The following is a 12,216-nucleotide window of genomic DNA, read 5'->3' on the forward strand; positions in this document are numbered from 1 at the left end:
CAACTTCATCAAGCGACCGGGTTTTTGCGCGGTATTCAGGCGCGACTGGCGGGGGGAGCGAGCGTTTTATCCTTTAGAGGAACCTTTATCGTGTAAGAGAGAGAAGGTTTTTGTTATAAAGGAGATATGTTATGACTCAGCAGGCTGAAGCCTCGCAGAAGTTGAAGCCACATAAGATCTGGCAGGATGGGCATATGCCCCAGCCCTGCGCAATCGTGATATTTGGGGCGACTGGCGACCTGGCGCAGCGCAAGTTGCTGCCCACGCTGGCACATTTGATGCATGATCATCCCCTCCCCCAGAGCTTCTGTATTGTGGCCTTTGCGCGCCGCTCCCTGGATGATGAACAGTGGCGCGCGATGGCGCTGAAGTCCATTAATACCTATATGCCTGAGGATGATCGCCTGGACGAGGAGGGGCAGAAGCAGTTTGCCTCGCATCTCTTCTACTGCCAGTCGACGTTTGAAGATCCGCAGGGATATCAGAAGCTGAAGAGGCTTCTAGAGAAGCTGGATCGCGAGCAGGGAACGGCTGGCAATCGTCTCTTCTATCTGGCGACGCCTCCTGAAACGGATAGCCAGATTATCGAGCAACTGGGCGCGGCGGGCCTGTCGCATGCGGGTCAGGGAGCGGGGAACGGACATGACGAGCATGGGAACCATAACGATCACGGCAAGTCCTGGGCCCGGATCATTATTGAGAAGCCCTTTGGGCATGACCTGGCAACGGCACAGAAGCTGAACCGGGACCTGGGCCGCGTCTTCCGTGAAAACCAGATCTACCGTATCGATCACTATATGGGCAAGGAGACGGTGCAGAACATCATGGCATTCCGCTTCTCCAACGGCATTTTTGAGCCACTCTGGAACCAGCGCTATATCGACCATGTGCAGATCACGGTTGCCGAGTCGCTAGGTATTGGCACGCGCGCCGAGTTCTACGAGAGCGAGGGTGCGATCAGGGATATCGTGCAGAACCATATTATGCAGGTGCTATGCCTGACGGGTATGGAGCCGCCAGTGGCCTTTGATGCGGAGGCAATTCGCGATGAAAAGGTCAAGTTGCTACGCGCGATCAATCCTCTGACACCGGACGAGGCCAAACAAGACGTGGTACGCGCGCAGTATGTGGCAGGCGAGGTTGATGGCAAGCACGTTGTGGGCTACAAGGAAGAACAGGGCGTGAAGCCTGACTCGACGACGGAGACCTTTGTGGCGCTCAAGTTCTTTATTGAGAACTGGCGCTGGGAGGATGTACCATTCTATATTCGTACGGGCAAGCGTCTGCCCAAGCGTAGCACTGAGGTGACCATCCAGTTCAAACGTGTGCCGCATCAACTATATAAGCCATCTGAGACGAAGGGATTGGTGCCTAATCGTTTGACGATCCGTATTCAACCGGATGAAGGCATCGCGCTTAAGATTGGGGCCAAGGTGCCTGGCGCGGCCAACCAGCTAAGTTCGGTTGATATGAGCTTCTCTTATAACCAGGCTTTCGGTATTGAGTCACCTGAAGCCTACGAGCGGCTGATCGCGGACTGTATTCTGGGTGACTCGACGCTCTTTATTCGTCGCGACGAGATCGAGGCGTCCTGGCGTATTATCGATAGCATTACTAAGGTTTGGAAACATCTGCCCCCCTCGACGGTGCATACTTATACCGCTGGAACCTGGGGGCCTGTTGAGGCGAATGAGTTGCTTGAGCGCGATGGACGTTCCTGGGATAATCCTTAGTTGCCTGTGGCACGACGCTGCTGAAGCACGCGTCTACATATCATAGTACCTGCGGTGCTTCGCATAGGGTAAGGGGAATGTGCTGGTGGGCTGGCGGAGCCAGCCCACCAGCACATTCCCCTTACCCTAAATAAATGCAAGGAGAGAGGCCATGCCTGGCATGACCTCTCTCCTTTATGAGGAAATTTAATCGGTGCTACCCGAAATAGGTTATGTTAGCGCTCGCGGTCGCGGTTGCGGCCGAACTCGCCCTTTTCCTGCTGCTGCTTCTCCATCTCGAGCGCGCTACCCTGGCGATTCTTCAGCTCTTGCTGGCCCTCGGAACGGTTGCCGTTCTGCTGTTGCTGCTGCTGTTGCTGCTGCTTTTTCTCCTGTTTGCGCTGCTCTTCTTTGCTATTGAAGTTCTCATGTTTAGCCATGATGAAAGTTTCCTTTCTTAACACACTCGTGTGTGTACTCTAACACTCGTATTCGAGAAATACGTAGTAGTATACTGGTGATGTTGTATATGTACCGCCATCAACAGTGGTTTCTACATAGCTCTCTATAGTTGATACTAACAACGCTTTAAAATGAGCGATTTGAATAGCAAAGGTGAGTGTATATATAGTAATATTCTACTGAAAAAGAGGGCGTAATGGTGGCCCCACCATTACGCCCTCTTTTTCAGTAGAATATTAACCCAGGAGGTCTTCCATTTGTGAGAGGTAGGATTCGAAGAGCTGGAAGGCCTGGTGAACTGGCTCGGGCTGGGTCATGTCGACGCCCGCGTTTTTGAGCAGGTCGATGCTGTACTGAGAGGAGCCAGAACTGAGGAAGTTCAGGTAGCGGTCTACCGCTGGCTGACCCTCATGCAGGATCTTCTGGACCAGGGCAGACGAGGCCGAGATGCCCGTCGCGTACTGGTAGACGTAGAAGCTGGAATAGAAGTGGGGGATGCGTCCCCATTCGATGCTGATCAGGTCGTCGACGAAGGTCTCGCCGCCATAGTACTTCTCATTGAGCTTCTTGTAGAGCGCGCTGAGGGTATCGGCGGTAAGTGGTTCGCCCTCGCCGGCGCGTTTATGGATTTCCTTCTCGAACTCGGCGAACATAGTCTGGCGATAGAGGGTACCGCGCAGGTCCTCCAGGGCATGGTTGAGGATGGCTAAGCGCTTGCCTTTATCGCTGGTATGCTTGAGCAGGTAGTTCGTCAGCAGGCCCTCGTTGAGGGTCGAGGCGACCTCGGCGACGAAGATGGTATAGTCGCCATACTGATAGGGCTGATTGGTACGCGTGAAGTAGGAGTGCAGCGAGTGGCCCAGCTCGTGCGCCAGGGTGAACATACTGTCGCGGTTCTCCTGGAAATTGAGCAGGATAAAGGGGTTGGTGCTATAGGAGCCGCCGCTATAGGCGCCGCTGCGTTTGCCGGGGGTCTCGTAGACGTCAATCCAGCGTTCGGAGAGGCCCTTCTTAAGCGCGCTGATATAGCGTTCGCCCAGGGGGGAGAGAGCCTCGACGATGATGTCACTGGCCTCCTGATAGGTTAGCTTATCCTCCTGCTCCTCCACGATGGGGACGTACAGGTCATACATGTGCATCTCATCGAGTTTGAGGACGCGCTTGCGCAACTGTAAATAGCGGTTGATCAGGGGGATATGGTCATGGACCGTCTGGATCAGGTTGTCGTAGACGCTTTCAGGAATATTGTGGGCTGAGAGTGCGCGCTGGCGGGTGCTCTCAAAGTTGCGCTGGCGTGTGTAGAAGGCGTCGGACTTGACCTGGCCCGAGAGGGTAGCGGCAATGGTATTACGCTGCTTTAGGAATGAGTTGTGCAGGCCTTCAAAGGCCTCCTTGCGCACGCGGCGATCTTTGCTACGCACGAAGACCAGGTAGTTGCCCTGGGTCAGCTCAACCTCTTCGCCCTGCTCATTGCGGATCTTGGGCAGCTTCATATCGGCGTTTTCGAGCATGGAGAAGATGGTATCGGGCGAGGTGGCCATCTCTTCGCTGGCGGCGAGCACGGCCTCGACCTCGGCGGAGCGGATATGCGGGCGCTTGCGGTTGAGATCATCCAACTGATGACGGTAGAGGGCCAGGCCGGAGACCTCTTTAATATAGCGCTCCAGGGTATCCTGGGGCAGGGCCAGGAGTTCAGGCTCGATGTAGGAGATAGCGGTCACGACCTGTACATAGAGTTGCATGGCGCGGTCGGCCATCCCCTGGTAGAGGCTATTAGTGGTATCTTCGTCGCGGCGCATCGAGGTATAGACGTAGAGGCGCTCCAGGACCTCACCCACCTCATCGCGTTTTCTGAGCACATGAAGGAGAGCCTCGCCACTCTGGCCTAAGGTGCCTTGCAGGGCCGCCAACTCTGAAACGTTGCCCTGGATGCGCTTAAAATCTTGCTCCCACTCCTCATTTGTGGCGTAAATGCTCTCAAGACTCCACTTAAAATCGGATGGAATCTCGTTGCGGTTCTTGAACGTTTGCACTGCTATACTACCTTTCACTACTACATAATGGTACATGGGCAAATGCGGTCGAAATGCTGTGGTTGTGCGTGCTTGTATCGTACCATAAATTGGGTGTGATAAACATTTCTAAAAACTCATGCCAAAGGACGACAGTGAATGTCATGTATCCCCTTGACAGCGACACATCTTCTCTTATATTATGCATTCTTGGATGGAAATCGTCTCTTTGCAGAGAAGCATTCCATCATTGCATCTTCTACTCATGGCTGCTCGCAAGCCACTTCTCTTGAAATGAAACCTCTTTTAGCGAGCTGATCCGAGAAGAAGTAGCTCCGACCCTTTGCAATTGGGGCGAGGAGTAGTGGGAGCCGCAGTTCTCCCTGGACGGCTGGCCGTCCGAACGGGTGGCAAATAGGCATATTTGTCATCATCTTAAGATACTGTTTATGGTTAGCCGGAGAGGGAAGGATGTGATGGGTTTTGATACCGTGAATAGAGAAAACATGGGATCAGGCAGCAAGAAGCGCTGTCTGGTCCCTCTGTTTACTGCAAGGCTACTCTTCACCTTCCTCCTCGTCGTCGTCGTCGTCGTCCTCTTCATCGTAGAGGAGCAGGTCGTCGCGCTCGCCCCATTTGTTGAGGAAGCGGTAGAAATTACGCTTGCTCAGGCGTGAGCGCTCGTCATCTGAGTAGTAGGTCTCTTCTATCTCATCGTGGCGCGTGAGGGGCAGATCAGGCGTGACGCACGTCTCCAGGCCCAGGTCGCGCATGGCGAAGTTGAAGTCGATATCCATGTAGTGTGGATAGCGATAATGCTCATCGAAGAGGCCGGTCTCCTTGAGTCGGCTGCGCCTGAAGGCCAGGCATTGTAGGTCAATGACTTCGACCTCTTGTTCCTCGCTCTCTTCAAAGTGGCGTAGGTCCGCGGTCACCCAGCCCTGGGCGCCGGTGATACCGACGTCGGGGTCCGAGAGGGTACGCGCGAGCGGGGTAAAGATATCGCCAGTCAGCTCAATGTGGCTGGAGAGCAGGACGATATCGCGCCCCAGGCTCTGTTTGAGGGCGAGATTGTATGCCTCTGCCGTCCCCAGGCGGCGCGAGGGACGCACGAGGCGCAGGCGTGGCTCGTTATAGCGGCTGGCATCTGCCCAGAGGTCGAGGCCGTCCTGGGAGGCGTTGTCGACCAGCAGGATCTCGAGGTCTGCATCGCCAGCATGGCGTAGAACGCTCTCGATGCAGCGGCGCGTTTGGTCTTGCGTGTTGGTGGCCAGAATGATGATCGAGAAGTCGCAGGTCGCCTTCTCGTCGAGGCGTGAGGGAACCAGGCGTGTGAGCCGGTAGGTCCTGTCATCGACATCGACACTAGGAAGTATGACCAGGTGCGCTCCACGCGGGTTATCTTTTACGGCGTAGCCAGCTTCCTCAAGCTGCTGTTTCAGTTCGTCTGCACGTGCATATTGACCACGTCGCCGTAGTTGGTCGCGTTCGTGTGAGAGGGCTAAAATCTCGGGTGGTATGCTATGTCTAATAGGACGAGTAGTCATATCTCAAATTCCTTCCTTAGCTACGTAAAAACTCTATCCACATCTTCCCGCTCCTGGTTGAGTGCGAGACTGTTGTCGCGAGGATCGACTCTCTGCTCATGCTAGTGTTATTTGTGTTGAGTGGAGCCGTTTGGGTGTCTCTCAGGTGCTTTACCTGTCCAGCCTCAGTGGATGAAGAGACGATAGGTGAGCATGTGAAGCGCTAGTGGCACGTTTGTGGGGAAGCGCTGCTCCAGGACAACAATCTCGCTGATGGTAGCATCCAGATATTCAGCAACACCACTCTGTCCTCCTGTATCTTGTTCTTGTCCTGCTATAAGGGGAGCGTCCGCTATGCCAGTGTGGAGCCTGGATAGTTTGTGGGACGTTCACCTCAAGTCTAACATAGTGGAGTGTAATTGTACATAAAATTTGTGCATGCGTACCTCCACTTACACACAGTAGGACGATGAGAAAAAGGTGGCTCGCTTAATGTTATCGTCTGGATCTGTGTCGCCATAGTAAACGGGACAGGTTGGAGGAATATAGGATGTGGAGAGCATAGTGAGGACTCCATTTCTGGTATGTAAGCCTGGATTGGGTGGCTTATGGCTTGCCAGATGTACAAATGTTAGTTTACCTTCTTAGATTTTAGCATATTGTGATGGCGTTTTTAAAGATGCTTTTTTGCCACTTTCGCGCCTGCGACGCTCACGGGGTAAAATAATTCACGGCCAGGAATGCGGCATTCGCCGCATTCCTGGCCGTGAATTATTTTACCCCAGTGGTGAGAGAGATGAAAATGCGCTCCTGGTATTGGGAGACAAAAATGTGCCAATGCCGGGAGCGCGCGAGCAGAAAATGAAGTAAAGTTATTCCTTTAGGATTGCAGAGGGCCTGTCTGGTTGCGGTGGTGTTCCGCAAGTTCTTTTACGCGTTGGACATGGCTCTTGTGACAGATGACGGTCAGGTCGTCCATTTCTACAACGATTACATCTTCCAGGCCTATGGTGTAGATGCGACGCTCAGTGTTATTGAAGATGACTACGTTCTGGCTGCCAAAGCCAGTGTGGTTGCCAACGGCGTGGACTCCCTGGGCGTCGGCGGGGAAGAGGTCGCCATACTGCTCCCAGTTGCCCACATCGCCCCAGCCCAGGTCGGCGGGTATCACTACCAGGTTAGTGGTTTTCTCGAGGACCGCGTAATCGACGGTAATGTTTTCGAGCGTAGGCCAGAGTTCCTCGAGGAGCTGGGACTGATGATCGGTGGGGGCATTGACGATGGTATCGATTTTCTGGGCGCTGTCGGGGAGGTGTTCCTGCATCTCGTCCAGGAAGGCCGAGGCTTTCCAGATGAAGATGCCTGCGTTCCAGACATAATGGCCGTCGCGCAGATAGCTCTCAGCCGTCTCACGATTGGGTTTCTCCACAAATTTCTCGGCGCGGCAGGCCTGGTGTCCATGGCCTTCGCAGACGGCATCCGCGAAGCGGATATAGCCGAAGCCAGTCTCCGGGCTTGTGGGCTTGATGCCAATGGTCACAAGGCGATCCTGTTCCGCCAGTTCACAGGCCAGTTGCAGGGTCTGACGGAAGGTTGGTACATTGGCGATGACATGGTCGGCACTGAAGATGCCAAGGATGGCCTCGGGATCTTCATGCGCGATAGCGGCTGCTGCCCAGGCGATGGCGGCGGCAGATCCGCGTCCCATGGGCTCCTTCAAGATCTGGTTCGAGGGAACTGTGGGTAGATGTTCCTCTACGAGTGGGGCCATATGCTTCCCTGTGACGACCCAGGTCTGGTCCGCAGGGGCTAGAGGGGCAACACGCAGGAGCGTCTCCTGGATCATGCTATTGCCAGTTGGTAGTGGCAAAAACTGCTTAGGGAAACTTGGTGTGCTGAGTGGCCAGAGACGTGTGCCACTGCCGCCAGCCAGGATAATGGCATAAAAGTGTTTCATGGAAAGGGGTCGCCTCCTCGCATGCTTCATTTTCTCTATAGGTGGCTTTAATATAAAGCGATCAAACTCATATGTAAATACGAATTGATTGTAGCGATGTTGATAGGTTTCTGTCAAATAGCTAGGCTTTTTTCCCTGTATTATGTGCGTGGAGGAAAATTGTCGGAAAAAAACTACCAGGTTTCAGCTTAAAGGGGCTGATTGCCTGGTAGGAAAGGATGAGTTGGTACCCTGTTTTAGCGCTGTGCGCCAACGGGCGTGCGCTTGACTGTTACGGTCTGGGTAGGCACGGCAATGGTGGCATTGGCGGCAGCAGCGCGATCCTGGCGTTTCTGCATCTGCTCGGGGCTGATGCGATAGACGTCTTTTGCCAGGCCAAGCTTCTCCAGAGACCAGATCAGGTAGCCGGAGCAGTCAAACTGCCACCAGCGCAGGCCGTGGAAGGCTGAGCGAGGGAAGGCATGATGGTTATTGTGCCAGCCCTCACCGAAGCTGAGCAGGCCCACGACCCACTCGTTGCGGCTCTGGTCGTTGGTCTCATAGTCGCGGCGGCCGAAGATGTGGCAGACCGAGTTGACGCTCCAGGTAACGTGGTGGGTCAGAAAGATGCGGACCAGGCCAGCCCAGAGCAGAGCAGACCAGCCACCAATGGCGAAGGGGATAATCAGGCTTAACACAACCCAGAGCAGGAAAGTCTTGCTAACAAAAACCACAATTGGATCTTTTTGCAGGTGTTTGGCGTACTGATTGGGATCGGCCATGCGGTCCTTAAAGAGCCAGCCGATATGAGCGTGGAAGAAGCCTTCTACAGGGCTATGGGGATCGCCCTCTTTATCTGAATATGAGTGGTGCTTAATATGGGTTGCGGCCCACTCCAGCGCGGGGCCTTCCAGGGCCATGGAGCCGAGTACCAGGAAAATGAATTTGACAACCGGATGAGCGGCGAAGCTGCGATGTGTAAGCATACGATGGAAGCCGACGGTGACGCCAAGGGCAACAAGGGAGTACATAACGAGGAGAAGGGTAAGATCCGTCGCGTTAATGGCCTTTTGCCAGAGCGTGGCAATCGCGTATACGGTGGCGACGAGAGGTCCAACAACCGCCAAGAGAACTATGCTTTTGTACGCAAGACTTGTCTTCAAAAAAACCTCCAGGTAAAACTCATCCGATCAGGAGAGCGATTTATAATTTCTTCCACGAGCTTCTTATGCGGAAACCAACGCCACTGCCGTGGCTAGCGCTTCGCGCTCAGGTTTCCTAATAGGAAGTATCTAAAATGCTACTGATTCTTTGGAGTGGGGAGGTTTCATTTTTGTTTCACGAGTTTGAGTATTTTTGGCCATTTCGCTAAATTTGCTTTAAACTTGTTTTGTATATATGTGCATAGTTAATTGGTTTTATTTAGTAAAAGGTTTAATTTCTTATTCTGTTAAGTGTGTAATATTTGATAATTCTGTATCATCTGTGCATATTTTGCTTTTTGGCATCATTCTGCTGGAATGGCGATATGAGATAAGCGTGGGGGAGTGATACTTCTCTATGGGAAAATGCGTTTGTATATTTGAGGTGGGAGAGAGGCGGATATGATTACAGAGATGTAAAGAGCGTAAAAAATATAGGATGAATTAATGTATGGAGAAGGATCAGAGATACCAGGAAGAGGAGCCACAGGAACCCTATAACGATGGGGGGACGCTGGGATATGGACAGAGTTTTGATCAGCAGCACCTCCAGATGACCCAGCCTTTACGCCTTCCGCGCTCGGCGCGAGAGGAGCGCCTGCGCTTCCTAAGCGAACGACGCCTGGCACGGCAGATGGGATTTCCCAAGCCGGGACGTTCTGGCCTGGTTGGGCGTTTGTTTTCTGCGTATTCTGGGTGGAGAACGCCTGCAACCCATCCAGCGAATGCTCATCCGTTTGCGCCTGGCATGGTTATAATGGACCAGGCGTATAAGTATCTTGTCTCATCAGAGTAGTCAGAAAGTGGTGAGTGTGGTATGCTGAACCAACAATACTGTACAATAATACATAGTAGAGACTCTGTAGAGATACAGTGCCAAGCTCGGAGATAGAGCCATTAATAATTGTAGAGTTTAATGACTGTGGAAAATCAAGGACAGCAACCATCACAACCAGTGCAGGGATCGTCTGGGCAGCAGGGGAATGGGTTTTATGGGTGGCAGTACGACCAGGACAACACTGAGATTGCGGGACCCAGGCCACCGGCGGCACCCTTGCCTCCGCGCCAGTTCACCCCGCCATCGCAGGGTGGTCTGCCACCGTCCCAGGGAGGGATACCAGCTTATCCCGAGCCCCAACCGTCGCCACAGGCATATATCCCGCATAGCTTACAGCAGCCACCAGGTGCCTATCCACCTCCCGGGCCATACCAGGAGCCGTACGCGGATATGGGCTCCACTTTGAGCTATGGTCAGGGTATGGAGTATCAGTATTTTGATGCCCCACAGCCCTCGCAGCCTATTGCTCAGTTGCGCCAGGAGCGTTTGCAGCAGTTGCGTGAAGAGCGCATGCGGCGTCAGCAGAGGCGTATGAAGGCTGATGTCACAACCATTATTCCCTGGCGTAGAAACCCACCCAGGCCTACACCTCCACCGATACCGGGCAGTAGGCCTCGTTCCCTGATGCGCCGCTTCCTTCGGGGAATAACTATTCGTCCGTTCAGGCTGGACCTATCGCGCCTCCCCATTCCCCGCTCTCGCTTCCTGGACGTGAGGAGACCGGGCGGAAGAGTGGGCTATTGGGAATTTCACAGAAGCTGAAGACAGCGGGCACTTCGGCACAAGATACGGGAATGATCCAGAAGGCGGCCATTGGGCGTGCGACGATGATCCTGACCGTCGCTTTTGTGGGCAGTCGTGTACTGGGTCTCCTGCGTACTTCTATGTTCGCGTTTGTGTTTGGTGCGAGCAACGTCTCAGACGCTTACCTACAGGCCTTTCTTATCCCGGACTTAATCTTTAATGTTGTCGCGGGTGGCGCTCTGAGCTCGGCCTTTATCCCCGTGTTTACCAAGCATATGGTCGCGGAGAATGATGAGAAGACGGCATGGCATATTGCTAGCTCGGCTCTGAATCTGGCCATTCTGGGCATGGTGATTCTGGCTGGTCTCGCTATCCTTTTTGCTCCGGGCCTGGTGCCACTGTACAACCAGGGGGATGCCGCGCATCTCGCCCTGATTACCTCGTTGACGCGCATCATGCTCCTGCAATCGATTGCGCTTGGGGCGGGTGTGATTACGACCTCGGTCTTGAATGCACGCCAGAACTTCCGTATCCCCGCGATTGGTACAGTATTGTATAACGTGGGACTGATCGCCGGTCTGCTGCCTGGTTTACTCCTGGCCTTCCTGGGGAAGCGCAATGATACCTTCGCCATTTATTGTGCGACCTGGGGCGTTGTCATTGGTGCGGTCTTGCAGGTAGGTATTCAGGTGCCAGCCATCTTTAAGGTGGGTATGCAGTACTCTCCTAAAGCGCTGGACTGGCGAAATCCGAGCATTATTCAGATCGCGCGCCAGATGGTGCCACGTATCGTCAACGCCTCGATGTTGAGCTTTACCACCTTTGTAGACCGTAGCTTGATTGGTCTGCTCGCGGTAGGTATTGTCGCGGCCAATGCCAGGGGTGGCACGGATGGCCTGATCTCGCTATACTATCAATCGATGCAGTTGATGCTGTTGCCATTGGGTGTCTTTGGTATGTCGGTGGCGACCGCGGCTTTTCCGACGCTGGCTGAGAACTTCGTAAAGGGTCGTCTGGACCGTGTGCGTAACACGATTATGGAGACGCTACGAGGCATTCTCTATATGTCGATTCCCTCGAGCGTGGGCCTGATCGTGATTGGTTTTCCCATCATCCAGGTGCTCTTGCAGCATGGACGCTTCGACCTGCAAGCGGCACAGACCATGACAATCCCGCTGGCCTTCTTTGCCTTTGGCCTGGCAGGCCTGGCGGCTGTAGAGATCCTGACGCGCTCGTTCTACGCCTTACGTGACAGTAAGACGCCAGTCATTGTGAGTATTGGCCAGTTTATCTTCAAGATCGCCCTGGCGCTGTTGCTCATCAACATCGCGGTAGCCGCGAATGGTGGGTCATCCGGTGCCACTGCCTGGGGATTGGGTGTGCTGGCCTTCTCGACGTCGTTCGCAGGCTTGCTTGAGGCTATTATCCTGTTCTGGCTGTTGCATCAGCGTCTTGGTGGCTTTAACCTGCGTGACTTTGGTCTCTTTGTAGGCAAGGTGTTGGGGGCTTCAGTCGTCATGGGAGCTGCCCTGCTCATCGTCAATTTTGTGTTGGGTTTCCTGCTAGGCGCGATGGGTCATATCCATTTCTTGAGCTGGCTGGATACGACAGCGACGCCCTCGTTAGGCCTCCTGGGAACAATTGTCGCGCTAGTGAAACTGGCCGTGTTTGGCTTCGTGGCGCTCTTTGTCTACGTGCGTGTGGGACGCAGGATAGGTATTGAAGAGCTTGGCCCAGTGCGGCGTGTGCTTGATCGCTTGAAGCTTTCCTGGATCTAGTCTGGC

9 protein-coding genes are annotated in these 12,216 nt (G+C 53.9%); 4 read left to right on the forward strand and 5 right to left on the reverse strand.

Translation table 11 applies throughout. From position 1 onward, the window contains the following. Window positions 1-131 precede the first annotated feature (131 nt). Window positions 132-1,733, forward strand: a complete 1,602-nt coding sequence (zwf, locus tag JMJ16_RS30515) for a glucose-6-phosphate dehydrogenase (RefSeq protein WP_201387732.1) — start codon at window positions 132-134, stop codon at window positions 1,731-1,733. Window positions 1,734-1,948: 215 nt separating this feature from the next. Here the strand turns inward: zwf and JMJ16_RS30520 are convergent, their stop codons facing one another. The 5 genes from JMJ16_RS30520 to JMJ16_RS30540 all read right to left on the reverse strand — a co-directional run bounded on the left by JMJ16_RS30520 (window position 1,949) and on the right by JMJ16_RS30540 (window position 8,775). Further along, window positions 1,949-2,152 carry a hypothetical protein gene (locus JMJ16_RS30520; RefSeq protein ID WP_201387734.1) on the reverse strand — a complete coding sequence of 68 codons (204 nt, stop codon included), beginning with the start codon at window positions 2,150-2,152 and terminating at the stop codon, window positions 1,949-1,951. A gap of 258 nt (window positions 2,153-2,410) precedes the next feature. Continuing rightward, on the reverse strand, window positions 2,411-4,243 hold the full coding sequence (gene pepF / locus JMJ16_RS30525; RefSeq protein ID WP_374229107.1) for an oligoendopeptidase F: 1,833 nt from the start codon (window positions 4,241-4,243) through the stop codon (window positions 2,411-2,413). A 500-nt stretch (window positions 4,244-4,743) separates the two neighbouring features. After that, window positions 4,744-5,733 (reverse strand): glycosyltransferase family 2 protein, encoded by a 990-nt coding sequence (locus tag JMJ16_RS30530; RefSeq protein ID WP_201387738.1) that lies wholly within the window; start codon window positions 5,731-5,733, stop codon window positions 4,744-4,746. A gap of 859 nt (window positions 5,734-6,592) precedes the next feature. Beyond that, a complete protein-coding gene (locus JMJ16_RS30535) occupies window positions 6,593-7,669 on the reverse strand; it encodes a mannose-1-phosphate guanylyltransferase (RefSeq protein ID WP_201387740.1) in 1,077 nt (358 codons plus the stop codon). 236 nt (window positions 7,670-7,905) lie between these two features. After that, a complete protein-coding gene (locus tag JMJ16_RS30540; protein WP_236601746.1) occupies window positions 7,906-8,775 on the reverse strand; it encodes an acyl-CoA desaturase in 870 nt (289 codons plus the stop codon). A gap of 526 nt (window positions 8,776-9,301) precedes the next feature. Here JMJ16_RS30540 and JMJ16_RS30545 point away from each other — a divergent pair. From JMJ16_RS30545 to murJ, 3 genes are all read left to right on the forward strand, one after another. Further along, window positions 9,302-9,646 carry a hypothetical protein gene (locus JMJ16_RS30545; protein WP_201387742.1) on the forward strand — a complete coding sequence of 115 codons (345 nt, stop codon included), beginning with the start codon at window positions 9,302-9,304 and terminating at the stop codon, window positions 9,644-9,646. 126 nt (window positions 9,647-9,772) lie between these two features. Continuing rightward, entirely contained in the window at window positions 9,773-10,450 is a 678-nt protein-coding gene (locus tag JMJ16_RS30550) for a hypothetical protein (protein WP_201387744.1), read from the forward strand. Further along, window positions 10,429-12,210, forward strand: coding sequence for a murein biosynthesis integral membrane protein MurJ (murJ, locus tag JMJ16_RS30555; protein WP_201387746.1), 1,782 nt, complete (start codon window positions 10,429-10,431; stop codon window positions 12,208-12,210). Before JMJ16_RS30550 ends, murJ begins: the two co-directional genes overlap by 22 nt. Window positions 12,211-12,216 lie beyond the last annotated feature (6 nt).

This window comes from Ktedonobacter sp. SOSP1-52 (assembly GCF_016587395.1).